Origin of the sequence: Methyloversatilis discipulorum (assembly GCF_000527135.1) — a bacterium.
GTDB lineage: Bacteria > Pseudomonadota > Gammaproteobacteria > Burkholderiales > Rhodocyclaceae > Methyloversatilis > Methyloversatilis discipulorum.
Window position 1 is genome coordinate 3,818,161 of the sequence record NZ_AZUP01000001.1, and the last position, 22,988, is coordinate 3,841,148.

At 67.9% G+C, this 22,988-nt stretch carries 19 protein-coding genes; 9 read left to right on the top strand and 10 right to left on the bottom strand.

Annotation, left to right across the window (positions count from 1 at the left end):
• Position 1: 1 nt before the first annotated feature.
• Complete coding sequence (locus METFAM1_RS0117870) at positions 2–1,303, bottom strand: protein kinase domain-containing protein (RefSeq protein WP_019916848.1); 1,302 nt, start codon at positions 1,301–1,303, stop codon at positions 2–4.
• 81 nt (positions 1,304–1,384) lie between these two features.
• Positions 1,385–2,821 (bottom strand): argininosuccinate lyase, encoded by a 1,437-nt coding sequence (argH, locus tag METFAM1_RS0117875; RefSeq protein WP_019916849.1) that lies wholly within the window; start codon positions 2,819–2,821, stop codon positions 1,385–1,387.
• A 102-nt stretch (positions 2,822–2,923) separates the two neighbouring features.
• Here argH and METFAM1_RS0117880 point away from each other — a divergent pair, with 102 nt between their 5' ends.
• Positions 2,924–3,922, top strand: a complete 999-nt coding sequence (locus tag METFAM1_RS0117880; RefSeq protein WP_019916850.1) for a sensor histidine kinase — start codon at positions 2,924–2,926, stop codon at positions 3,920–3,922.
• A 2-nt stretch (positions 3,923–3,924) separates the two neighbouring features.
• A complete protein-coding gene (locus tag METFAM1_RS0117885; protein WP_019916851.1) occupies positions 3,925–4,683 on the top strand; it encodes a LytR/AlgR family response regulator transcription factor in 759 nt (252 codons plus the stop codon).
• Positions 4,684–4,891: 208 nt separating this feature from the next.
• Here the strand turns inward: METFAM1_RS0117885 and ppc are convergent, their stop codons facing one another.
• Positions 4,892–7,675 carry a phosphoenolpyruvate carboxylase gene (gene ppc / locus METFAM1_RS0117890; RefSeq protein WP_019916852.1) on the bottom strand — a complete coding sequence of 928 codons (2,784 nt, stop codon included), beginning with the start codon at positions 7,673–7,675 and terminating at the stop codon, positions 4,892–4,894.
• A gap of 196 nt (positions 7,676–7,871) precedes the next feature.
• Here ppc and hemC point away from each other — a divergent pair, with 196 nt between their 5' ends.
• From hemC to METFAM1_RS0117925, 7 genes are all read left to right on the top strand, one after another.
• Positions 7,872–8,882: a hydroxymethylbilane synthase gene (gene hemC, locus METFAM1_RS0117895; RefSeq protein ID WP_019916853.1), complete on the top strand. Its 1,011-nt coding sequence runs from the start codon at positions 7,872–7,874 to the stop codon at positions 8,880–8,882.
• Entirely contained in the window at positions 8,879–9,676 is a 798-nt protein-coding gene (locus METFAM1_RS0117900) for a uroporphyrinogen-III synthase (RefSeq protein WP_019916854.1), read from the top strand. Before hemC ends, METFAM1_RS0117900 begins: the two co-directional genes overlap by 4 nt.
• Before the next feature lie 4 nt (positions 9,677–9,680).
• On the top strand, positions 9,681–10,775 hold the full coding sequence (locus METFAM1_RS0117905) for a uroporphyrinogen-III C-methyltransferase (RefSeq protein WP_019916855.1): 1,095 nt from the start codon (positions 9,681–9,683) through the stop codon (positions 10,773–10,775).
• A complete protein-coding gene (locus tag METFAM1_RS0117910) occupies positions 10,775–11,938 on the top strand; it encodes a heme biosynthesis HemY N-terminal domain-containing protein (RefSeq protein ID WP_019916856.1) in 1,164 nt (387 codons plus the stop codon). Before METFAM1_RS0117905 ends, METFAM1_RS0117910 begins: the two co-directional genes overlap by 1 nt.
• 56 nt (positions 11,939–11,994) lie before the next feature.
• Positions 11,995–13,080: a YjgN family protein gene (locus METFAM1_RS0117915; protein WP_019916857.1), complete on the top strand. Its 1,086-nt coding sequence runs from the start codon at positions 11,995–11,997 to the stop codon at positions 13,078–13,080.
• Between the two features lies 1 nt (position 13,081).
• Complete coding sequence (locus METFAM1_RS0117920; RefSeq protein WP_029644383.1) at positions 13,082–14,089, top strand: M48 family metallopeptidase; 1,008 nt, start codon at positions 13,082–13,084, stop codon at positions 14,087–14,089.
• Between the two features lie 80 nt (positions 14,090–14,169).
• On the top strand, positions 14,170–14,805 hold the full coding sequence (locus METFAM1_RS0117925) for an OmpW/AlkL family protein (protein ID WP_019916860.1): 636 nt from the start codon (positions 14,170–14,172) through the stop codon (positions 14,803–14,805).
• A gap of 186 nt (positions 14,806–14,991) precedes the next feature.
• On the opposite strand, the gene hemF is transcribed toward METFAM1_RS0117925, so the two are convergent.
• The 7 genes from hemF to METFAM1_RS0117960 all read right to left on the bottom strand — a co-directional run bounded on the left by hemF (position 14,992) and on the right by METFAM1_RS0117960 (position 22,981).
• The gene (hemF, locus tag METFAM1_RS0117930; protein ID WP_019916861.1) at positions 14,992–15,915 is read right to left on the bottom strand and encodes an oxygen-dependent coproporphyrinogen oxidase; all 924 of its coding nucleotides are present in this window, start codon (positions 15,913–15,915) and stop codon (positions 14,992–14,994) included.
• Positions 15,912–17,174 carry a phosphoribosylamine--glycine ligase gene (gene purD, locus METFAM1_RS0117935; protein ID WP_019916862.1) on the bottom strand — a complete coding sequence of 421 codons (1,263 nt, stop codon included), beginning with the start codon at positions 17,172–17,174 and terminating at the stop codon, positions 15,912–15,914. Before purD ends, hemF begins: the two co-directional genes overlap by 4 nt.
• 34 nt (positions 17,175–17,208) lie before the next feature.
• Complete coding sequence (gene purH, locus METFAM1_RS0117940; RefSeq protein ID WP_019916863.1) at positions 17,209–18,798, bottom strand: bifunctional phosphoribosylaminoimidazolecarboxamide formyltransferase/IMP cyclohydrolase; 1,590 nt, start codon at positions 18,796–18,798, stop codon at positions 17,209–17,211.
• Positions 18,799–18,852: 54 nt separating this feature from the next.
• Positions 18,853–19,089 carry a Fis family transcriptional regulator gene (locus tag METFAM1_RS0117945; RefSeq protein WP_019916864.1) on the bottom strand — a complete coding sequence of 79 codons (237 nt, stop codon included), beginning with the start codon at positions 19,087–19,089 and terminating at the stop codon, positions 18,853–18,855.
• Positions 19,090–19,139: 50 nt separating this feature from the next.
• Positions 19,140–20,174: a tRNA dihydrouridine synthase DusB gene (dusB, locus tag METFAM1_RS0117950; RefSeq protein WP_019916865.1), complete on the bottom strand. Its 1,035-nt coding sequence runs from the start codon at positions 20,172–20,174 to the stop codon at positions 19,140–19,142.
• Between the two features lie 108 nt (positions 20,175–20,282).
• Complete coding sequence (locus METFAM1_RS0117955) at positions 20,283–21,476, bottom strand: hypothetical protein (RefSeq protein WP_019916866.1); 1,194 nt, start codon at positions 21,474–21,476, stop codon at positions 20,283–20,285.
• Between the two features lie 2 nt (positions 21,477–21,478).
• Positions 21,479–22,981 carry an MBOAT family O-acyltransferase gene (locus METFAM1_RS0117960; RefSeq protein ID WP_019916867.1) on the bottom strand — a complete coding sequence of 501 codons (1,503 nt, stop codon included), beginning with the start codon at positions 22,979–22,981 and terminating at the stop codon, positions 21,479–21,481.
• Positions 22,982–22,988 lie beyond the last annotated feature (7 nt).

A 22,988-nucleotide genomic window follows, 5' to 3' on the forward strand; every position in this document is an offset into this window, starting at 1 on the left:
CTCAGACACCGGTCAGGCGCTGGTTGGCCAGCGACAGCCGCTCGACCAGGATGCGCAGGAAGGCGCGGTCGAAGCGGTGGCGGCAGGCTTCCGACGCGTGTTCGAGCGCCGCGTTGGCGAGGTGGATCACCACCGCCTCGGATAGCGTGGACACGTCGGCGCCGCGGGTGCCGCGCTCCGGCGTCAGCCAGGCCATCTCGCCGACGCATTCGCCGGCCGACAGCACGTTGAGCAGCTTGCGGCCCTTGGTCACCTTCACTTCGCCTTCCGCGACGATGAAGAAACCGTCGCCCGGGTCGCCTTCGCGCAGCAGCATCTGGCCGCCGGCCACGCGGTGCCATTCGCCCAGACGCACCACCTCCCACAGTTCGACGTCGGAAAAATCGCGGAAGAAGGCGAGCCGGCGCAGCGAATTGAATTTCTCGCTGTCGGCGATGCGGTTGCCGTGGTCGCGCTGCGCTTCGGTTCGGAAGGCCTCTGCGAGGTCGAAGGAAAAGGCGTCCCAGGTCGGGTAGCGGTCGTCCAGCGATTTCTGCAGCGCGCGCATCACGATGTCGTCCAGCACCGGCGGCAGCTCCGGCCGCAGCGCCGACGGCGGTACCGGATCGGCGTGGGTGATCTGGTACATCATGCTGAAGTTGTTGCTGCCCTGAAAAGGCAGCTGGCCGGTCAGCAACTGGTACATCACCACGCCGAGCGAAAAGATGTCGGTCTGGTGATTGAGCGGGTGTTCCTTGATCTGCTGCGGGCTCATGTAGGCCGGCGAGCCGACGCCCGACACCTGGGTTTCGGTGGCCGACACCGACATCGCGGCGCCGAAGTCGGACACCTTCACATTGGTGCCGCCGACCGCCGCGCCGTCCTCGACCCGCATGATGTTGGCCGGCTTCAGGTCGCGGTGGATGACGCCCAGCCGCCAGGCGAAGTCGAGCGCGCGCGAGCATTTGAAGATGATTTCCAGCACGTCGCCGACCGGCAGCAGGCTGTCCGGTGAAATGTACGGTTCGAGCGTGCCGCCCGGCACGTACTCCATCACGATGTAGGCCGGATCTGCGTCGGCCACCGCGTCGTAGATCTGCACGATGTGCGGGTGCGTGAGCTTGCCCGCGAGCGAGGCCTCGGCGACGAAGAACTTGCGCTGGTAGCGCTCGGACTTGCTGCTGCTGGCGCCGCTGTCGTCGCCGCGGGCGACGATCTTGATCGCCACGTCGCGCCGGCCGAAAGGGTCGTGCGCAAGGAAGACCTTGGATGTGGCGCCTTCGCCGAGCAGGCGCAGGATGCGGTACTTGCCGAGCAGGTCCATGTCAGCGCGCGGCCGCTGACAGGCGCCGCGCGGTGATATCGGTGGTCATCGTGCCTGTCGGTTTCAAGCGCATTCCCCTGTTCAGCCGGTCGCCAGCCGCGCTCGCGCGCGGGCGATGGCGGCGCGCACCTGGTCGGGTGCCGTGCCGCCGACGTGGTTGCGGGCCGACAGCGAACCTTCGACCGTCAGCACCGCGAACACCGATTCATCGACCAGCGGCGAGAAGGACTTGAGCTCGTCCAGCGTGAGGTCGGACACGTCGCAGCCCTTCTGTTCGGCCAGCCGCACTGCGCGGGCGACTGCCTCGTGCGCGTCGCGGAAGGGCAGGCCGCGCTTGACCAGCCAGTCGGCCAGGTCAGTGGCGGTGGCGTAGCCCTGGCGCAGCGCGCTTTTCATTGCCTCGGCCTTGACCCGCACGTTGAACACCCTGCTGCCGTCGGCGGCCGTCGTGCTGCCCATCATGTCGGCGTAGATGCGCAGCGTGTCGATCACCGTGTCGGCGGTGTCGAACAGCGGTTCCTTGTCTTCCTGATTGTCCTTGTTATAGGCCAGCGGCTGGCCCTTCATCAGCGTCAGCAGCGCGACCAGGCTGCCGTTCACGCGGCCGGTCTTGCCGCGCACCAGCTCCGGTACGTCCGGGTTCTTCTTCTGCGGCATGATGGACGAGCCGGTGCAGAAGCGGTCCGCCAGATCGATGAAGCCGACGCGCGGGCTCATCCACAGGATGAGTTCTTCCGACAGGCGCGACAGGTGGGTCATCAGCAGGCTGCTGGCGGCGCAGAACTCGATCGCGAAGTCGCGATCGGACACCGCGTCCAGCGAGTTGAAGCACACTTCATCGAAACCCAGTTCGGCGGCGACGAATTCGCGGTCGATCGGGAAGGTGGTGCCGGCCAGCGCGGCCGAACCGAGCGGCAGCCGGTTGGTGCGCTTGCGGCAGTCGGCGAAGCGCTCGGCGTCACGTCGCAGCATTTCGAAGTAGGCCATCAGGTGATGACCGAAGGTGACCGGCTGCGCCACCTGCAGATGGGTGAAGCCGGGCAGCGGGGTGGCGGCGTGGTGTTCGGCCAGGTCGAGCACGGCGCGCTGAAAGTCGGCGATCAGCGCGAGAATGGTGTCGATCGCGTCGCGCAGCCAAAGGCGGATATCGGTCGCCACCTGGTCGTTGCGGCTGCGGCCGGTGTGCAGGCGCTTGCCGGCATCGCCCACCAGCGCCGTCAGTCGCTTCTCTATATTGAGGTGCACGTCCTCGTCGTCGAGGTTCCAGTCGAACTGGCCGGCTTCGATTTCCTGCGTGATCTGTGCCATGCCCGAGCGGATGGCGTCGAGATCGGCTTGCGCGATGATGCCCTGCTTTGCCAGCATGGCGGCATGGGCCAGCGAGCCGCGGATGTCCTGCCGCCACATGCGTTGGTCGAAGAACACCGAAGCGGTATAACGCTTCACCAGATCGGACACGGGCTCGGAAAAACGGCCCGACCACGCCTTGGTCGGCTCGGACTGCGAAGATGCGCTCATGATGGAAAGAAGTTCGGCACGCTGCGGGAAACCGCCAATTATAGGCCAGCGGGGCGCAAAGCCCGACGCGCCGGCCTGCGTGCGCGCGGCGCGGGGGCGGACGTGAGGCCGGCGCGCGCGCCCGACTGGCGCAATCTCGGCGTGATGCTGCGCACCGTGCTGCTGGTCAATGCGCTGGCGGCGCTGGCGCTGCTGGCGCGCAACCGCAGCTGGGATGCGCTGCCGCTCGATGCGGCGGAGATGGCGGCGCGGGTCGAGCCGGCGCTCATCCTGTCACTGCTGCTGCTCTATCTGGCCGCGCCGATGTTCGCCCGGCTCAGCGCGCGCAGCGGCTGGGCGCTGACCGGTCTGGTCGCGCTCGCCAGCGTGCTGGCAACCGCCTCGCTCGGCGGCTGGGACGTGGACGCGATGCCGTCGTGGCCGGTGCGCGAGGCGGTCTGGGCGCTGCTGGCCGCTGCCGCCGCGATGATCTATTTCACCGTGCAGGAGCGCGCGCTCGGCCCGGCCATCGCGCAGGCGCGGCTGATGGCGCTGTCAGCGCGCATCCGGCCGCACTTCCTGTTCAACAGCCTGAACGCGGTGCTCGGCATCATGCGCGACGACCCTCGCCGGGCCGAGCGCGCGCTGGAGGAACTGTCGGACCTGTTCCGCGTGCTGATGCGCGAGAACCGTGATCTGGTCACGCTCGGTGACGAACTGGCGCTGTGTCGCCAGTACATCGCGCTGGAAACCCTGCGTCTAGGCGACCGCCTGGGCGTCCGCTGGCAGACCGAGGGCTGTCCGGCAGACGCACGGGTGCCGCCGCTGATGCTGCAGCCGCTACTGGAAAACGCCGTCTATCACGGCGTCGAGCCGCTGGCCGGCAACGGCGAGGTCAGGGTGAGCGTGCAGCGCGCCGGTGGCGACGTCGTGGTCGAGATCGACAATCCGGCGCCGCCGCGCGACGGCACGACCGGCCACGGCAGCGGTAACCGGATGGCGCTGGACAATATCCGCGAGCGGCTGATGCTCTTCTTCGACCTGGAAGCGCAGCTGGAGGCGGGCGAGCAGGACGGGCTGTACCGCGTGCGCATCCGCTTTCCATACCGGGTGGGGGGCTGAGCATGCTGCGCGTGTTCATCGCCGACGACGAAGCCCCGGCCCGCCTGCGCCTGCGCGCGCTGCTGTCCGACATCGCGGACGAACTGCCGAACCGGGTGGTCGGCGAGGCGGCGAACGGACAGGAGGCGCTGGAACGTCTGTCCGCGCTGGCGGCCGACGATCAGGCCGACGTTGCGTTGGTCGACATCCGCATGCCCGGCATGGATGGCGTCGAACTTGCGACGCGGCTGGCGGCGCTGCCGCGGCCGCCGGTACTCGTGTTCTGCACCGCCTACGACCAGTATGCGGTGCGCGCCTTCGAACTGCAGGCGGTCGACTACCTGATGAAGCCGGTGCGCGCGAACCGGCTGCTCGACGCGCTGCGCCGGGTACCCGAGCGACGGGTGCAGCCGGCAGAGGCCGGGCGCACCCAGCTGTCGTGCAGCGAACGCGGCCGCATCCTGTTGCTGCCCGTGGCCGACATCCTCTACCTGCGTGCCGAGCTCAAATACGTGACCGCGCGTACCGCCGCCCGCGAATACCTGCTGGAAGAAGCGCTCGCCGCACTGGAACAGGAATTCGCCCGGCGCTTCGTGCGCATCCACCGCAACTGTCTGGTTGCGCGCGACGCCGTGATCGGCTTCGAGCACGTGCGCGACGGCGCCGAAGGGCACTGGGCGGTCGTGCTGAAGGGGCTGGATGAACGCCTGCCAGTGAGCCGGCGGCAGTGGGCGCAGGTCAGGGCGGAGTTTGCCGACATCCGGGGGACGGAGCGGGGCTGACGACGGCGGGTAAGCTCCGACTCATTCGGTAAGCGCCGAGCGGTGCTCGGCGAAACCCTCACCTCATCATCGACGGTCGGCCCTGCATGGCCGACCGGTTCGATGGGCGGCGAGCAGTGCTCGCCGAAACAGAAGCTATGGAAGTCGGCCCTGCATGGCCGACTCATTCGGTGAGCGCCGAGCGGTGCTCGGCGAAACCCTCACCTCATCACCCACTGTTTCTCAGCGCGGCCGCGACGCCGTTGATGGTCAGGTGGATCGACCGGCGCGTGCGTTCGTGGCGGTTGCCGGCGCGGAAGCGGCGCAGCAGTTCGACCTGCAGGTGGTTCAGCGGCTCGATGTAGGGGAAGCGGTTGCGGATCGAGCGCGCGAGCAGCGGGTTGGTCGACAGCAGTTCCTGCGCGCCGGTGATCTGGCGTACGGCGTCCAGCGTGGCCTGCCATTCGGCGCGGATGCGCGTGAAGATGGCGGTGCGCAGCGCCTCGTCCTCGACCAGTTCGGCGTAACGGCTGGCGATGGCGATGTCGGTTTTCGACAGCACCATGTCCATGTTGGAAATGAGTGTGGCGAAGAAGGGCCATTCGTTCACCATGGCCTGCAACCGCGCCATGCCGTCGGCGTGCTGGGCGCGGTAGGCGTTCACCGCCGAGCCGAAGCCGTACCAGCCGGGCAGCATGAGCCGGCACTGTGACCACGAGAACACCCAGGGGATGGCACGCAGGTCCTCGATCTTCTGTCCTTTCTTGCGCGAGGCAGGGCGCGAGCCGATGTTCAGCTCGGCGATTTCGGTGATGACGGTCGATTCCCAGAAGTACTTCTCGAAACCCGGCGTTTCATAGACGAGGTTGCGGTAGGCCTTGAAGGCATGCCCCGACAGCTCTTCCATCGCGTCGGTGAACTCCGGCGGCGCGGCGGCCTCGCGCTTGCCCAGCAGCGTCGCTTCGAAGGTGGCCGCGGCCAGCACTTCGAGGTTGCGCCGGCCGACATCCGGGTTGGAGTACTTGGAGGCGATCACCTCACCCTGTTCGGTGATGCGGATCTGTCCCTGCACGGCACCGCCCGGCTGCGCCAGGATGGCCTGGTAGCTCGGGCCGCCACCGCGGCCGACCGAACCGCCGCGGCCGTGGAACAGGCGCAGCCGCACGCCGTGGCGCTTGAACACCTGCACCAGCTTGGTTTCGGCCTTGTACAGTTCCCAACCGGAGGTGAGGAAGCCGCCGTCCTTGTTCGAATCCGAATAGCCCAGCATCACCTCCTGCGCCTCGCCGCGCGCGTCCAGCAGCACGCGCCAGATCGGAATCGTGAACAGCCGGTCCATGATGCGCGGGGCGTTGCGCAGGTCGCCGATCGTTTCGAACAGCGGGATGATATTCATCGCCGCCTGCCGCTCATGCACATTGAGCAGACCGACTTCCTTCAGGATGAGGGCGACTTCCAGCATGTCGGACACGCCGTCGGTCTTCGAGATGATGTAGTTCGGCAGCGCGGCCTCGCCATACAGCTTGTGCATCTCGGCGGCTGTGCGCGCGATCGCCAGCTCGCCCTCTGTTTCGGCCGAGAACTGCATGAAGGGCGCGGTCAGCGGGCGCGGCGTGCCCAGTTCGTTGATCAGCACCTCGATACGCTGCTCCTCGCGCAGTTCGAGGTAGTTGCCGCAGACGTGGGCGTTGGCCAGCAGTTCGGCGATCACGCGCTCGTGCACGTCGGAGTTCTGCCGCAGGTCGAGTGCCGCCAGGTGGAAGCCGAACACGCGCGCGGCGTGGCGCAGCCGGCGCAGGCGGCCGCGCGCGATCAGCGCCGACTTGTGACTGACCAGAGAGTCGTGGATCACGTCGAGGTCGCGCACGAACTCCTCGGCGTTGCTGTAGGGGTCGGCGTCACCGACCGCCTTCCACAGCGCCTCGTGCTGGTCCAGCGTGCGCGCGGTGACCGCGAGGCGTGCGTAGATGCCGGCCAGCGCGCGGCGGTACAGCTCGTCCTCGCGGTGCGGCGACTTGTCCGGCGCGGTGGCGGCCAGTACGCGCAGTTCGTCGCTGACGTTGTTGAGCAGCGTGGTCGGCGACAGGTCGGTGTCGAGGATGTGTACCTGGGTAAGGTAGTAATCGAGCGCTTTGGACGACTGCACGCGCAGCGTCGCGCGCAGCACGTCGGCGGTGACGAAGGGGTTGCCATCGCGGTCGCCGCCGATCCATGAACCCATGCGCAGGAAGTTGCCGATTTCGCGCCGGTGTTCCGGAAACGCCGCTTCGAGCTGATCCTCGACCGAGTTGTAGACGCGCGGCAGTTCGCGCAGGAAGGTGTAGTCGTAGAAGGACAGGCCGTTGATCACCTCGTCGGCGACCGACAGTCGGGTGCGCCGCAGCATGCGCGTCTGCCACAGCGAGGTGATGGTCCGGCGCACCGCCTCGTCGCGCTCTTCCAGTTCTTCCGGCGTCAGCCGCATGCGGTCGCGCTCGTCGATCAGGCGGGCGATCTTCATTTCCTGGCTGAGGATGCTCTTGCGCTGCACCTCGGTCGGGTGCGCGGTCAGCACCGGCACCACCAGCCCGTCGCGGAAGAAGGCGAGGATTTCGTCGGCCGGTACCTGCGCGTCGAGCGCCTTCTGCAGTGCGTTGGCCAGCGTGCCCGGGCGCGGCGGATCGCCGGCGATGGCGTGAGCGCGGGCGCGGCGGATGTGGTGCTGGTCTTCGGCGATATTGGCCAGATGCAGGAAGTAGCTGAAGGCGCGCACGACGATGATGGAATCGTCGTCCGACAGGCCGTTCAGCAGCTTGGCCAGTTCGGCGCGCGCGTCGAGGTCGTCGTCGCGGCGGAAGCGCACGCACAGCTGGCGAACGTTCTCGATCAGTTCGAACATGCGGCTGCCTTCCTGCTCGCGCACCACGTCGCCCAGCATGCGGCCGAGCAGGCGGATGTCGTCGAACAGCGGCTGGTCCTTGTCGTGCGTGGCGCGATCGTGCACCGCAACCGGCGTCTGGGCCTGTTGATTCACTGGCAATCCTTCCTCGAAGAGGGTCCTGAATGAGTGTCTGATTCATGCGCGCCGCCGGCCTGCTCTGGCTGAGGCGATGCGATGTTCCATCCGGGGCTGCTAGAATTCGGGCCGATTCGCGCGCTGCCTGTAGGCACTCGCTCACGCCGGCGCGCGGTGTGTTCACCTAACTGATCACCACACGCCTATTTTCCATATGGATCATCCGGCCGGCCCGGCGGACCTCATTGCGGCGGATCGCGCGCAGTCGGTACCGCAGCAGGAAACCCAAGCTTACCCGAAGCCCGGGCGCATCGTGATCGCATCGCGCGAGTCGCGTCTCGCCATGTGGCAGGCGGAACACGTGCGTGACAGACTGTCATCGCTGTACCCGGGTACGACCGTCGACATCCTCGGCATGACCACGCGCGGCGACCAGATTCTCGATCGCCCGCTGGCCAAGGTCGGCGGCAAGGGTCTGTTCGTCAAGGAACTGGAAACCGCCCTGCTCGAAGGCCGTGCCGATCTGGCCGTGCATTCGATGAAGGACGTGCCGATGACGCTGGCCGACGAGTTCGCGCTGGTCGCCACGCTGGAGCGCGAGGTTCCGCAGGACGCCTTCGTGTCGTCGCGCTACGCGACCCTCGACGAACTGCCGCCGGGTGCCGTGGTCGGCACCTCCAGCCTGCGGCGCGAGTCGCAGTTGCGCGCGAACTTCCCCTATCTCGCGGTGAGCAGCCTGCGCGGCAATCTGGATACCCGTCTGCGCAAGCTCGACGAGGGCCAGTACGACGCGATCATTCTCGCCGCGGCCGGCCTCAAGCGGCTCGGTCTGGGCGACCGCATCCGTTCGCTGCTGCCGGTTGAACTGTCGCTGCCGGCAGCCGGTCAGGGCGCGCTCGGCATCGAGGCGCTGTCGTCGCGGCCGGAAGTGGCGGCCTGGCTGGCGCCGCTGGTGTGCGGCACCAGCGAAGCCTGCGTACGTGCCGAACGTTCGGTGTCGCGCGCGCTGGCCGGCTCCTGCGAAGTGCCGCTGGCCGCCTACTGCGTGCTCGACGGTGGCGCGCTGTGGCTGCGCGCGCGCGTCGCGATGCCGGACGGCTCGCGTATCGCGATGGCCGAGGCGCGCGGCAATATCGCGCAGCCGGACGAACTGGCTGCCGTCTGTGTCGAGGCCCTGCTGGCGGACGGCGCACAGGCCATCCTCGACGATCTGGCCGGACGATGAATCCGCGCGGCGCGCTGAGCGGACGCGGCGTGCTGGTCAGCCGCCCGCGCGCGCAGGCGGCTGCGCTCAGCGACGCGATACGCGCGGCTGGCGGCCATCCGCTCGAATTTCCGCTGATCGACATCGAGCCGCTGGCTGACACCGCGGCGGTGACAGCGGCCGCAGCGACGCTGGACGACGCGGCGCTGGCGGTGTTCGTCAGCGCCAACGCGGTCGCTCATGCCCTCGACCTGATCCTGCCGCGGCGTGCCTGGCCGGCTGCACTGCCGGCCGCCACGGTGGGCGAGCAGTCGGCGCAGGCGCTGCGCGCGCGCGGCATCGCCCGCGTGCTGGTGCCGCAGCAGGGACGTTTCGATTCCGAGGCGCTGCTGGCGCTGCCCGAACTGTCGGCGGCCGCGCTGGCCGGGCGTCGGGTGCTCATCTTCCGCGGTGACGGCGGGCGCGAACTGCTTGGCGACACGCTGCGCGCGCGCGGTGCGACGGTCGAACACATCGCCTGCTACCGGCGCGTGCCGCCGCGCGATGGCGCGCCGCTGTGCAAGGCCGTAAGAAGCAACGCACTGCACGCGCTCACCATCACCTCGTCCGAGTCGCTGCGCAATCTGCTGGCGCTGCCCGGTCTGGACTGCGCCGACGCGCTGCGCGCGCTGCCGCTGTTCGCGCCACACGCGCGCATCGCCGAGCAGGCGCGCGAACAGGGCTTTGCCCGCGTGATCGAGACCGATCCCGCTGATGCCGGCCTGATGGCCGGTCTGACCGATTACTTTTCGTCGCCGTCGCGCGACCTTCATTGACGACATGAGCGAGCAGACACCACCGAATACCCCTGTCACCCCTGTCGGCGCAGCTGCCTCGCAGCCGGCGTCGTCGAAGCGCGAAGGCGTCGTCCCGCTGTGGGCGCTGGGCCTGTCGCTGCTGTTGCTGGTCGCGCTGGGCGTTGCAAGCTTCCTGATGCTGCAGCGCATGCGCGCACTGGAGTCGGAGCTGCATCGGCGAGTCGAGGTGGTCGGCGAGCAGGCGGCCCAGGCCACCCGCGCGACGGAACAGGAAGCCGCAGGCATCGCCGGCTACGGTACACGGCTGAGCAGTCAGGAAGTGCAGCTGACTGAGCTGCGGGCGCGCATCGAGGCCTACGAGTACCTGGCCGACGATCTGGTGCGCAGCTACGACGAGCGCGTGCTGGCCGAAGTCGAGCACGCGCTGGTGCTGGGTCAGCAGCAGCTGCAGCTGGCCGGTGACGCCAAGCTCGCGCTCAGCGCGCTGTCCGGCGCCGAGGCACGGCTGGCGCGCGTCGATACCGGCCGCTACCTGCCGCTGCGCCGTGCCATGGCGAACGACATGGAACGGCTGCGCCGCGCACCGATGGCCGATCTGTCCGGTCAGGCGCTGCGCATCGACACCTTGCTCGCGGTCGTCGACGGGCTGCCGCTCGCCTTCGAGCGCTCGCCGGCCCGGGATGCGCCGGCAGCGGGCGGTGACGACAAGGGAGCGGAGCCGACGCTGGTGGAGCGGCTGGCGCGGGCGGTGTGGGAGGAGGTGCGCCTGCTGGTGCGCATCGAACGTCTCGACCGTCCTGACCCGGCGCTGCTGTCGCCGGAACACAGCTTCTTCCTGCGCGAGAACCTTAAACTGCGGTTGATCAACGCGCGCGTCGCGCTGCTGCAGCGCAATGGTGCCGTCTGGCGTGAGGACATCCGGCTGGCGCGCGAATGGGTGGAGCGCTATTACGACACGCGCGCCCGGCAGACCGAGAACGCGCTGGTCACGCTGCGCCAGCTGGCGGCGGTCGATCCGGGCGAGGCATTGCCGGGGCTGAATGAATCGATGAGTGCGCTGGCCCAGCTGAAGGCGCAGCGTCAGCGCCCGACCGTCGCGCGCGAGGAGAAGCGCTGATGGTGCGCCTGCTGCTGTGGCTGCTCGGCCTGTGTGCGCTGGCCGTCGGTCTGGTCATCGCCGCCCGACACAATGACGGCTTCGTGCTGATCCAGTGGTCGCCGTGGCGCGTCGAGCTGTCGCTGAACCTGTTCATCGTCACGTTGCTGCTCGGTGTCGCGCTGCTGTACAGCCTGTTCCACTTCATCGACGGCCTGATGCGCATGCCGGCGCGCGCCGCGCGCTATCGCGCCCGTCAGCGCCGTCATCGTGCGGTGACCGCGCTGCGCGACGCCGCGCGCCTGTATTTCGAAGGCCGTTACGGCCACGCGCAGCGCAGCGCGCGGGTGGCGGTCGAGGGCGGCGAGTCGCCCGGGCTGGCGGCGCTGATCGGCGCCCGCGCAGCGCACGCGATGCGCGAGCAGGTGCAGGCCGACGAGTGGCTGCGCCAGGCCGAGCGCTTCGACGATCTGCGCACCGCGCGCCTGATGACCGAAGCCGACATCCTGACCGACCGCCGCGAATACGGTGACGCGCTGGAGCGCATCGACGTGCTGCAGTCCGGCGGTCAGCGCCACGTCGCCGCACTGCGGCTGGCGATGCGCGCCCGCCGCGGCCTCGGCGACTGGGGCGGTCTGTTGCGCGTGGTGCGACTGCTGCAGAAGCATCGCGCGCTGACGCCGGAACAGGCGGCACCGGTCCGCCGCCAGGCGCATATGGGGGCGCTGCACGACGTCGATCCGGCGGAACTGGATGCCTACTGGAAGAGCCTGCCGTCGGTCGAGCGCGAGGACGCGCAGGTCGTGCGCGCAATGTGCGAGGCGCTGGTCGCGGCCGGCCAGTTCGCGCAGGCGCGCAAGCTGATCGAGGCGCAGATCGAGCGCGGCTGGGAATCGTCGCTGATGACGCTGTATGCGCACTCCGATGGCAGCGACGCGCTGGCGCGTATCGCCCGGGCGGAGGCCTGGCTGCGCGACCATCCGGACGACGCCGAACTGCTGCTTGCACTCGGTCGCCTGTGCCGCACGCAGCAGCTGTGGGGCAAGGCGCAGAGCTATCTCGAAGCGGCGCTGGCGGTGCAGCCGTCGCGCATCGTCCATGTCGAACTGGCGCTGCTGGCCGAACACCTGGAGCGACCTGACGATGCGCGGGCACATTTCCGTGCTGCGGCACTGATGAAGTGAACCTCGCCGCTGTGCCTATGTCATGATCCGCGCGTGATCATCGGCGCGGGCGAGACATGAACAATCCCTTTGAACGTGACGTCGCGGTGCAGCCGCCTGCAGACCCCTTCGGGCCGTCCGGCGCGCCGCACGCGGAGGCGCTCATCTTCTCCGGCCGCGGCGCCGAGTACTTCGGCATCTGGATCGTGAACCTGCTGCTCAGCATCGTCACGCTGGGCATCTACTCCGCCTGGGCCAAGGTCAGGCGGCTGCAGTACTTCCATCGCCATACCACGCTGGGCGGAGCGGCCTTCGATTACCACGGCGATCCGCGCGCCATCCTGAAAGGGCGGGTGATCGGCGTCATCCTGCTGGTCGCCTACAACCTGTCATTCGAGTTCTCGCTCTACCTCGGCATTGCGGTCGCCATCGTGCTCGCGGCCGTGATGCCGATGCTGCTGATGCGTTCGCTGAAGTTCCGCGCCCGCAATACGAGTTGGCGTGGCCTGCGCTTCGCCTTCGATGGCGACGAGAGAGGCGCTTACTCGGTCTTCCTGATGTGGCCGCTGCTGTCTGTCATCACGCTCTACCTGCTGGCGCCGATGTGGCACCAGCGCATGAAGCGCTATCAGATCGACAATGCACGCTTCGGCGCAACGCGTTTTCGTCTGGATGTACCGGTGTCCGCCTTTTACAGGATGTACGGCGTCCTGTTCCTGCTCCTTCTGGCAGGCCTGCTCGTCATGGGGGCAATGATGGTGGGTCTCTTCGCGCTGAGTGGCGGCGGGCCGGAAAGCATGTCCATGCTGCCGATGCTTCTGTTTCTCGGCTGGCTGGCCGTGCTCATGCTGGTCCAGCCCTATCTGCTTGCACGCCTGCAGAACGTGGTGTGGAACAACACGCAGCTCGGTCCGCACCGCTTCGAGTCGCGTGCCCGTGCCCGCACGCTGTACGCGATCACGCTGACCAACCTGATCGCCATCGTGTGCACCTTCGGTCTGTTCATGCCCTTCGCCGCGATACGCCTCGCGCGCTACCGGATCGAGAGCGTCACGATGATCAGCGCCGGTCCGCTCGACGACTTCGTCGCCGGTCAGTCGCAGGACGTGGCGGCGACTGGCGAGGAGGCGGCCGATCTGTTCGACGTCGACATCGCGCTCTGACATGCCGTCAGCGGTGGCGGCCCTGTATTTCGACGGTGTCAGCGCGCGGGCGCATGCGGCGACCATCGAGCTCGACGATGACGCGCTGCACGTGCAGGCCGAAGGCGTCGCGCGTCGCGAGCCGCTGTCTTCGCTGCGTCTGTCCGAGCCCATGGGGTCGGCGCCGCGGCTGATCACCTTCGCCGACGGTGCGCACGTCGAGGTGCGCGATCACGCCGCGCTGGCGCTGCTGCTCGACGCCAGTGGTCATCGCGACCGTGCGACGGTGCGCTGGGCCTTCGACGCCCGCTTCGTGCTCGGTGCCGTCGCAGCGCTCATCCTCATCGTCTGGCTGGGCGCGCGCTACGGCTTGCCTTGGGCTGCCGGCATGGCGGCACCGCATGTGCCGCCGGCGGTGGTGGCGGGCATGTCACAGCAGGCGCTCGAACTGCTCGACGACCGCCTGCTGGCACCGAGCAAACTCGGCGAGGCGCGCCAGCAGCAGTTGCGCTCGGCGCTCGCCGCGCGCAGCGCGCTGCCGCACAGGCTGTTGTTCCGCTCGGGCGGATCGGTCGGTGCCAACGCGTTTGCGCTGCCCGACGGCTCGCTCATCGTCACCGACCAACTGGTCGCGCTGGCCGACGATGACGAACAGGTGCTGGCCGTACTGATGCACGAACTCGGGCACGTCGAACTCAGGCATGGCATGCGCATGGTGCTGCAGGGGTCGGCCGTCGCGCTGTTCATGACCTGGTATGCCGGTGACGTGAGCAGCCTGCTGGCGATGGCGCCGACCGTGCTGCTGCAGTCGGGCTATTCCCGGGGCATGGAAGAGGAAGCCGACGCCTACGCGGCGCGCGCGCTGCGCGGTCAGGGGCGCTCACCGGCGCCGCTGGCCGACATGCTCGAACGCCTCGCTCGCGCGCACGGCGCGCGCGAGGATGGCACGGCTGCGGGCTGGCTTTCAAGCCATCCGGATAGCGCACAACGTATCGAAAAGCTCCGCCGCGGAGACTTCACCGCCGATTGACCTTGGTCAACGTGGGGTTTTCGGCTCTTGAGGATACTGCCGTCACTGAATGCGGTTTAAATCCTCTGGAGCAAGTAAAAATGAAGGCGATCAAGTGGGTGGGCGTGGCAGCACTGGCTGCCGTGGCAGGCGTGGCCAACGCGGCTGACGAAGGCAACTGGATGGTGCGCGCACGTGCGCTGTACATGAACCCGGATAATGACAATTCGGGCGGTCTGGGCCTGCCGATCGATGTCGAAGCCGAGAACAAGGTGTTCCCGGAAATCGACATCACCTACTTCTTTACCAAGAACATCGCGGCCGAGCTGATCCTGACCTATCCGCAGAAGCATGACGTGGAGCTGGGCGGTGTGGGCATCGGTTCGGTCAAGCACCTGCCGCCGACGCTGACGCTGCAGTACCACTTCAATCCGGAAGGTCAGATTCGCCCCTACGCCGGTCTTGGCCTGAACTACACGCGCTTCTCCAGCGTCGATCTGGATGCCGGCACCGTTCTCGGCGGCAGCGTGCCGCTGCGCATCGACCGCAGCAGCTTCGGCTGGGCGGCACAGGTGGGCGCCGACGTGCAGATCGCGCCGAAGTGGTTCCTGAACTTCGACGTCAAGTATGTCGCGATCGACACCGACATCTTCATCAAGGGCGCCGGCGGCGCCAAGGTGACCAAGCTGGGCATCGACCCGATGCTGTATTCGGTCGGTATCGGCTATCGCTTCTGAGTTTGAGCGGGTTCGCCGGTCGAGGGCCACAAGCCTGAAGGCCGGCGGGCAAGCCAAAAAGTTCTTCCTGCAGTCCCGGTTCGGGCACCCTTGAGGTGCCCGTTTTTTTGGTTATCGGGCTGCGCTCGCGCCGGACTGACGAACGGGCGGCTGCGCAGGCGCGAAGCAACGCTTCGCGCACGCCTGCTATACCCAGTCCCGCGGCGGGAGGAAGTCGGTGTAGAGCTTCGCTTCCGGCGAGCCGTCGGCGGGGTGCCAGTCGTAGCGCCATTTCACGACCGGCGGCATCGACATCAGGATGGATTCGGTACGCCCGCCCGACTGCAGGCCGAACAGCGTGCCGCGGTCGAACACCAGGTTGAATTCGACGTAGCGGCCGCGACGGTAGGCCTGGAAGTCGCGTTCGCGCTCACCAAAGGGCGTGTCGCGGCGGCGTTCGACGATGGGCAGGTAAGCGTCGAGGAAGGCGTTGCCGACCGCCTGCGTCAGCCCATAGGCGTGATCGAAGCTCACTTCGCCGTCGGCACCCAGATCGTCGAAGAACACGCCGCCGATGCCGCGCGCTTCCTTGCGGTGCTTCAGATAGAAATAGTCGTCGCACCACTTCTTGTAGCGTGCCCAGGTGTCGGCGCCGAAGGGGGCCAGCGCGTCGCGGCAGGTACGGTGGAAGTGGGCGGCGTCCTCTTCCACGCCGTAGTACGGCGTCAGATCCATGCCGCCGCCGAACCACCACACGGCCTCGCCGTTCTTCGGCTGCGCGGTGAAGAAGCGGACGTTCAGATGAACGGTCGGCACGTAGGGGTTGCGCGGATGCAGCACCAGCGACACGCCCATCGCCTCGAACGAGGCGCCGGCGAGATCCGGGCGGTTGGCCGATGCCGACGGCGGCAGCGTGTCGCCGCGCACGTGCGAGAAATTGCAGCCACCGCGCTCGAACAGCTTGCCTTCCTCGATCAGCCGCGTGCGGCCGTCGCCCTGCAGTCTCTCCTCCGGACCGCGCACCCAGCCGTCGGTCAGAAAGGGCGAGCCGTCCGCCTTCTCCAGGCCTGAAATGATGCGGTCCTGCAGGTCGAGTAGCCAGGCGCGGACACTTTCCGCCCGCGTGCTCATCGCCGTACCGCCCGGTGGCCGATGTCGCGGCGGAACTGCGCGCCGTCGAACTGGATCTGGTCGCACAGCGCGTAGGCGGCGCGCTGCGCCTGTTTCACCGTATCGCCGAGCGCGGTGACGCAGAGGACGCGGCCGCCGTTGGTGACCACCTTGCCATCACGCTCGGTGGTGCCGGCGTGGAACACGTGGCCTTCCGCGGTCGCCGCCGGCAGGCCGTTGATCACGTCACCCTTGCGCGGCGCATCCGGGTAGCCGGCGGCGGCCATCACGATGCCGAGCGCGACGCGGCGGTCCCAGTCGGTGCTGGCTTCCGACAGCTTGTAGTCGAGCGCGGCTTCCATCAAGTCGACCAGGTCGGTCTTCAGCCGCATCATGATGGGCTGGGTTTCCGGGTCGCCCATGCGACAGTTGAATTCCAGCACCTTGATGTCGCCCTCCGGCGAAATCATCAGGCCGGCATACAGAAAGCCGGTGAAGGGGAGACCGTCGAGCGCCATGCCGGTCAGCACCGGCTGGATCACTTCACGCATCACGCGGGCGTGGATTTCCGGCGTCACCACCGGCGCCGGCGAATAGGCGCCCATGCCGCCGGTGTTGGGGCCGGCGTCGCCATCGAGCAGGCGTTTGTGGTCCTGGCTGGTGGCCAGAGGCAGTGCGCTCATGCCGTCGCACATGACGATGAAGCTGGCTTCCTCGCCCTGCAGGAACTCCTCGATCACGACGCGTGACTTGCCGCCGTCGTCGCCCGGCAGCATGGTGCCGATGGCGGCGTGCGCTTCGGTCAGCGTCATCGCCACGACGACGCCCTTGCCGGCCGCCAGGCCGTCGGCCTTGATCACGATGGGCGCGCCCATCTCGTCGACATAGGCGCGCGCAGCTGCGGCGTCGGTGAAAGTCTGGTACCAGGCGGTCGGGATGTTGTTCTTCACCATGAACTGCTTGGCGAAGTCCTTAGAGCTTTCGAGCTGGGCCGCCTTGCGGGTGGGGCCGAATATCTTCAGGCCACGCACGCGGAAGCAATCGACCACGCCTGCGGCCAGCGGCGCTTCCGGGCCGACCACGGTGAAGGCGATGTTCTCGTTCTCGACGAAGCTGATCAGCTCGGCGAAATCGGTGATCGGCAGGTTTTCGATATTCGGTTCCAGCGCGGTGCCGGCATTGCCCGGCGCCACGTAGACCTTGTGCACGCGCGGACTCTGCGCGAGCTTCCAGGCGATGGCGTGTTCGCGCCCGCCCGAACCGATGACCAGCAGTTTCATTTCACGTCCTTCTTCAATCGTGCGCGGGTACAGCTCAGTGACGGAAGTGGCGGGTGCCGGTAAACACCATGGCCAGTCCGTGCTCGTCGGCGGCGGCGATCACTTCTTCGTCGCGCATGCTGCCGCCCGGCTGGATGATGGCTTTGGCGCCGGCTTCGGCCAGCACGTCCACGCCGTCGCGGAAGGGGAAGAAGGCGTCCGACGCCACCACCGAACCGGCAATGGTCAGACCGGCGTTCTCGGCCTTGATTCGCGCAATCCGCGTCGAGTCAACGCGGCTCATCTGGCCGGCGCCGACACCGACTGTCGCGCCGTCGCGGCAATAGACGATGGCGTTCGACTTCACGTACATGGCGACACGCCAGGCGAAGGTGAGGTCGGTCATTTCCTGGGCGGACGGCGCGCGCTGGGTCACCACCTTGAGGCGGCCTTCGAGCGATTCCGGTTCGTCCGCGGTCTGGATCAGCAGGCCGGAGCCGACCCGCTTCACGTCGTGCGAATTGCGGCCGCGCGTCCAGGCGGTCGCACCCTTCGGATCGACGCCGTCGAGCGGGATTTCGAGCACGCGCACATTGGCCTTGGCCGCCAGCAGCTTCAGTGCGTCGGCGGTGAAGGCGGGCGCCATAAGCACTTCGACGAACTGGCCGCTGACCGCTTCGGCGGTGGCGGCGTCGACTGGCGTGTTGAAGGCGATGATGCCGCCGAAGGCCGAGGTCGGGTCGGTGGCGAAGGCCTTGCGGTAGGCCTCAAGCGGCGTGGCGCCGAGCGCCACGCCACACGGGTTGGCGTGCTTGACGATGACGCAGGCGCCGGTGTCGAAGCTTTTCACGCATTCCCAGGCGGCGTCGCCGTCGGCGATGTTGTTGTACGACAGCTCCTTGCCCTGCAGCTGTTTCGCGCTGACCAGCGAACCCGGGGCCGGGTAAAGGTCGCGATAGAAGGCGGCGCGCTGGTGCGGGTTCTCGCCGTAGCGCAGGTCCTGGATCTTGACGAAGCGGCCGTTGGACTGGGCCGGGAACTCGCTGCGCGTGCCGTCGGCGTTCAGCGCCGACAGGTAGTCGCTGATCGCGCCGTCGTAGTTCGAAATGCGGTTGAAGGCGGCGACCGACAGCGCGAAGCGGGTGGTGTCGGACAGCGCGCCATTCGCGCGCAGTTCGTCGAGCACGCCGGCGTACTGCGAAGCGTCGGTCAGCACGCCGACACCGCGCCAGTTCTTGGCGGCGGACCGCACCATGGCCGGGCCGCCGATGTCGATGTTCTCGATCGCGTCTTCCAGCGTGCAGCCGGCCTTGGCCACCGTCGCCTCGAACGGGTAGAGGTTCACCACCAGCAGATCGATGGTCGGAATGTCGTGTTCCGCCAGCGCCTGCATGTGCGCCTCGACCTCGCGCCGGGCCAGCAGGCCGCCGTGGATGCGCGGGTGCAGCGTCTTGACGCGGCCATCCAGCATTTCCGGGAAGCCGGTGTGGTCGGCCACCTCGGTCACCTTCAGGCCGGCATTGGCTAGAAGCGAGGCGGTGCCGCCGGTGGACAGCAGTTCGATGCCGAGCCCGGTCAGGGCGGTGGCGAATTCAACGATGCCGGTTTTGTCGGATACGCTGATCAATGCACGCTGTACTTTCATGCGCCGTTCCAGTGGGAGGTTGAGGAATTCGGTGGGGCGGGCCCGGGGCGCCGCTCAGATCATGCCGTGGTCGGTGAGCTTGCGCCGCAGCGTGTTGCGGTTCATGCCGAGCATGTCGGCAGCGCGCGTCTGGTTGCCTTCGGCTTCGCGCATCACCACCTCGAGCATGGGGCGCTCCATCTGGCGCAGGACCATGTCATAGATGTCGCTCGGCGCCTCGCCATCCAGATCGCGGAAATAACGTTCCAGCGAGTGCCTCACGCACTCGGCAATGTCACTGCGTCCGCTCATGGCGGCGTCTCCCTGATGGTCCGTCCCGATGTTGCGCCGTGCTCAGGCGCTCAGGCGGCCAGTACCTGCGTCTCGTCTTCGGTGGATTCCGGCTCGTAGGCGAGCCTGTCGTTGTCGGCCGCCATGCGGCCAAAGAATTCGTCGATGGCCGCCAGCTGCGCGGTCGTGCCTTCGAGCTGGTTCATCGCGTGGCGGAAGGCGGCGGAGCCGACCAGACCCTTCGTGTACCAGGATATGTGCTTGCGGGCGATGCGCACGCCGCTGTCGGTGCCATAGAAGCCATACAGGTCTTCGATGTGTTCGCGGCAGACGCGGTGGATTTCCGCCACTTCGGGCGGTGCCAGCAGTTCGCCGGTGGCGAGGAAGTGTTCGATCTCGCGGAAGATCCAAGGCCGGCCCTGGGCGGCGCGGCCGACCATGACGCCGTCGGCGCCGCTGATGGTCAGCACCTCGCGTGCCTTCTGCGGCGTCGTGATGTCGCCGTTGGCGATCACCGGAATGTTCACGGCGGCCTTTACCGCGCGGATGGTGTCGTACTCGGCGTGGCCGGTGTACTGGTCGGCGCGCGTGCGGCCGTGGATGGCCAGCGCGCGGATGCCGCAGTGCTCGGCCACGCGCGCCAGCATCGGTGCGTTCTTGTTGTCACGGTTCCAGCCGGTGCGCATCTTCAGCGTGACCGGGGTGTCCGGCACTGCCTTGACCACGGCTTCGAGGATGCGCTCGACCAGCGGCTCGTCCTGCATCAGCGCCGATCCGGCCATCACGTTGCAGATCTTCTTCGCCGGACAGCCCATGTTGATGTCGATGATCTGCGCGCCGCGGTCCACGTTGTGGCGGGCCGCGTCGGCCATCATCTTCGGGTCGGCGCCGGCGATCTGTACCGAAATCGGTGCCACCTCGCCGTCGTGGTTCGCGCGGCGCTGCGTCTTCGCGCTGCCGTAGAGCAGGGAATTGGACGTGACCATTTCCGATACGGCCAGTCCGGCACCCAGCTTCTTGCACAGCTGGCGGAAGGGTCTATCGGTCACGCCGGCCATGGGCGCGACGAAAAGGTTGTTCCGCAGGTTGAAGCCGACGAACTGCATGGTGGGTGGGGACGGTATACGGACGGGCAGGGGCGCGATTCTACCCCGATGCGGCGGTGCAGAGAAAATCTGCAGCGAAGCCCGCCGACGGTGGGGCGTATCCGGGGGTCAGTCTAGCCCGGCGGTGGCGAAGGCGCGGTCAAGATCGGCGGCCAGATCGGCGCGCTCCGCCAGCAGCGCTTCGACGTCGCGCGCCAGCGTATCGGTGGCGACGGCGTCCGGCGGCAGCGGGCGGCCGAAGTCCTCGGTGCCGCCCGTGCCCAGCATGCGCTCCAGCATGCGGTGTCCGAGCGCTGCCTTGAAATGCCCGCCCTCCCAGTACCAGCGCGTGACGCCGCGCCGGTCGCCCGGCGGCGGCACCGCTTCGGCTGTTTCGGGCGTGACGGCGATGAAATCCCATAGACGGGCCTCAGCGCCCCGTGCGGCGGCGGCCTGCACGGTGCCGGCCAGCGCCTGCTTCCAGGCGGAGACCTCGTCCATCAGTCCGGCGCGGTGCAGCGTACCGAGGATGTGCGCGTGATAGGGGTAGGTGAAGCACTCGACGCGGATGTCGTGCTGGTCGGCCAGTTCGAGCAGGCGGCGCAGTGCGATGAAGTCGGCGGTCGCCTCAAGCCGTGACGGCCAGCGGTGAGCGCCGACGCGCCGGGCGTTCTCGGCGGCGCGCTGACGGAACAGCGGCGCGTAGCCTTCGCGTGCCGCCATGCCCTCATAGTCGCGCAGCGGATTGAAGCCATCGTCGCGCAGCGTGGCCGCGTGGGGATCGCGCTGCGCGCGCAGCGTGAGCAGACTGTCGCCCAGTGCGGTCAGTGTGATCACGCTCTGCAGTCGCGTCGCGTGCAGCTGCGCCTGCAGGTCATCGCGTGGCCGCCAGTGGGTGCGGCGCAGCGCTTCGGCGTTCAGCAGGTCGAACAGTTCCAGCCCGACCAGCAGCAGATGCGGCCGATGTCCGGCGGCCAGCAGCGCTTCGAGCTGGTGCACCTGCGCCGTCAGCGCGGCGCCCGGCTCGGCCAGGTTGAAGGGGCGCCGTGCCAGCGCGGCGAGCGCGCCGTGCGCCGGATCGATGCCGATGTCGGCGCGCGAGTTGCCGAGGATGAGCGCGTCCGGCCGGTGCCGCAGCGCGCGCGCCAGCTTCAGTTCGCCGATCGCCCGCTCGGGGCGGATCTTGATCGCATTGACGCCGTCGACGCGCAGCAGCCCGTGCAGTCCCCAGGGGTCGATGACGGCGTTGAACAGCGCGACCACGGCCAGCGACAGCGTCAGCGTGACGATCCACAGGCGGGCGAAGCGGCGGCGCGGCGTCATGGTCAGAACTGGAAGTAGAGGAATTCGGACGGCCGCGACAGCGCCAGCACACACAGCGTGCTGGCGAGGCCCAGTCCGATCGCCCAGCGCGGACGCAGCGAGAAGTGCAGACCGCGGCGCAGTGGTCGCACGTTCTCGATCGCCGGTCTGAGACGCGCGTGGATCTGTTGCGTGTTCGGGCAGGCGAAGGCGATGACGGCCGCGACCGTCACCCAGATCCAGGTGGTGACGAACTGCTCCCCGCCGCCGCCATAGAACTCGACACCGAGGCGCTGCAGCACCGGCGCCAGCGGGCCGAGGCGCAGGCCGATCGCCTCCGGCAGGCCGACGCCATGTACGCCTGCCATGCCCGCCAGCAGATCGAGCGCGACCGGCAGGCTGGTGGCGCGGAAGAACACCCAGGCGACCACCACCGCAACGAAGGTGACCAGCACCGCAAGCGGTCGCGGCAGCCGGAACATCGACGACCAGGCGTGCTGGATGCACAGATAGGCGCCGTGCAGGCCGCCCCACAGCAGGAAGTTCCAGCCGGCGCCGTGCCACAGACCGCCGAGCAGCATGGTCACCATCAGGTTGCCGTAGCGGCGCAGCGGCCCGTGCTTGTTGCCGCCGAGCGGGATGTAGAGGTAGTCGCGCAGGAAGCGCGACAGGGTCATGTGCCAGCGCCGCCAGAAGTCGGAAATGGTGGCTGCCTTGTAGGGCGAGTCGAAGTTCAGTGGCAGCTTGACGCCGAACAGGCGCGACAGGCCGATGGCCATGTCCGAGTAGCCGGAGAAGTCGAAGTAGAGCTGGAAGGTGTAGGCCAGCACGCCGCCCCAGGCGACCAGCAGACCGGGGTCGCTGCTGCGGTCGAATACCGCGCCGGCGAGCGGCGCCAGGTTGTCGGCGAGCAGCACCTTCTTCGCCAGACCGAACACGAAAATGCTGCCGCCGATCAGGAAGTTGTTCAGATGCGGGCGGAAATTCCGGGCCTTTTCGAACTGCGGCATCATTTCGCCGTGATGCAGCACCGGCCCGGCGATCAGGTGCGGGAAGTAGGTTACGAACAGCGTGTAGCTGACCAGCCGCGTCTCATGCACCTTGCCAGCCCAGGCGTCGACGAGGAAGGCGATCTGCGTGAAGGTGAAGAAGGAAATGCCCAGCGGCAGCACGATGTCGGGCACCGGCAGGCCCAGCCCGGCCATCCTGTTGGCGGTGTCGATGAACAGCGCGCTGTACTTGTAGCCCACCAGCAACGCGAGGTCGGCCGTGATGCCCAGTGCCAGCAGGCGGCCGGCGGCCGGCGTGCCGGCGCGCGTCGCGATGGCCCGGCCGGTCAGGTAGTTGAACAGGATGGAGCCGATCAGCAGCGGCAGGTAGCGCGCGTCCCACCAGCCGTAGAAGAACAGCGACGCCAGCGCCAGCCAGCCAGCCGCCAGCGTGATCGAGCGCCGGCCGAGCAGGAAGTAGCCCGCCAGCGCGACGGGCAGGAAGGCGAACAGGAAGGCGTAGGAATTGAACAGCATGCGCAGC

Bases quoted from the DNA above. Each gene is read 5' to 3' on its own strand.
- hemF (WP_019916861.1), bottom strand. From the start codon at position 15,915: ATGAGCACGCGGGCGGAAAGTGTCCGCGCCTGGCTACTCGACCTGCAG.
- METFAM1_RS0117900 (WP_019916854.1), top strand. From the start codon at position 8,879: ATGAATCCGCGCGGCGCGCTGAGCGGACGCGGCGTGCTGGTCAGCCGC.
- METFAM1_RS0117910 (WP_019916856.1), top strand. From the start codon at position 10,775: ATGGTGCGCCTGCTGCTGTGGCTGCTCGGCCTGTGTGCGCTGGCCGTC.
- METFAM1_RS0117915 (WP_019916857.1), top strand. From the start codon at position 11,995: ATGAACAATCCCTTTGAACGTGACGTCGCGGTGCAGCCGCCTGCAGAC.
- argH (WP_019916849.1), bottom strand. From the start codon at position 2,821: ATGAGCGCATCTTCGCAGTCCGAGCCGACCAAGGCGTGGTCGGGCCGT.
- METFAM1_RS0117925 (WP_019916860.1), top strand. From the start codon at position 14,170: ATGAAGGCGATCAAGTGGGTGGGCGTGGCAGCACTGGCTGCCGTGGCA.
- METFAM1_RS0117905 (WP_019916855.1), top strand. From the start codon at position 9,681: ATGAGCGAGCAGACACCACCGAATACCCCTGTCACCCCTGTCGGCGCA.
- hemC (WP_019916853.1), top strand. From the start codon at position 7,872: ATGGATCATCCGGCCGGCCCGGCGGACCTCATTGCGGCGGATCGCGCG.
- METFAM1_RS0117955 (WP_019916866.1), bottom strand. From the start codon at position 21,476: ATGACGCCGCGCCGCCGCTTCGCCCGCCTGTGGATCGTCACGCTGACG.
- METFAM1_RS0117870 (WP_019916848.1), bottom strand. From the start codon at position 1,303: ATGGACCTGCTCGGCAAGTACCGCATCCTGCGCCTGCTCGGCGAAGGC.
- METFAM1_RS0117920 (WP_029644383.1), top strand. From the start codon at position 13,082: ATGCCGTCAGCGGTGGCGGCCCTGTATTTCGACGGTGTCAGCGCGCGG.
- purH (WP_019916863.1), bottom strand. From the start codon at position 18,798: ATGAAAGTACAGCGTGCATTGATCAGCGTATCCGACAAAACCGGCATC.
- dusB (WP_019916865.1), bottom strand. From the start codon at position 20,174: ATGCAGTTCGTCGGCTTCAACCTGCGGAACAACCTTTTCGTCGCGCCC.
- METFAM1_RS0117885 (WP_019916851.1), top strand. From the start codon at position 3,925: ATGCTGCGCGTGTTCATCGCCGACGACGAAGCCCCGGCCCGCCTGCGC.
- METFAM1_RS0117960 (WP_019916867.1), bottom strand. From the start codon at position 22,981: ATGCTGTTCAATTCCTACGCCTTCCTGTTCGCCTTCCTGCCCGTCGCG.
- METFAM1_RS0117945 (WP_019916864.1), bottom strand. From the start codon at position 19,089: ATGAGCGGACGCAGTGACATTGCCGAGTGCGTGAGGCACTCGCTGGAA.
- purD (WP_019916862.1), bottom strand. From the start codon at position 17,174: ATGAAACTGCTGGTCATCGGTTCGGGCGGGCGCGAACACGCCATCGCC.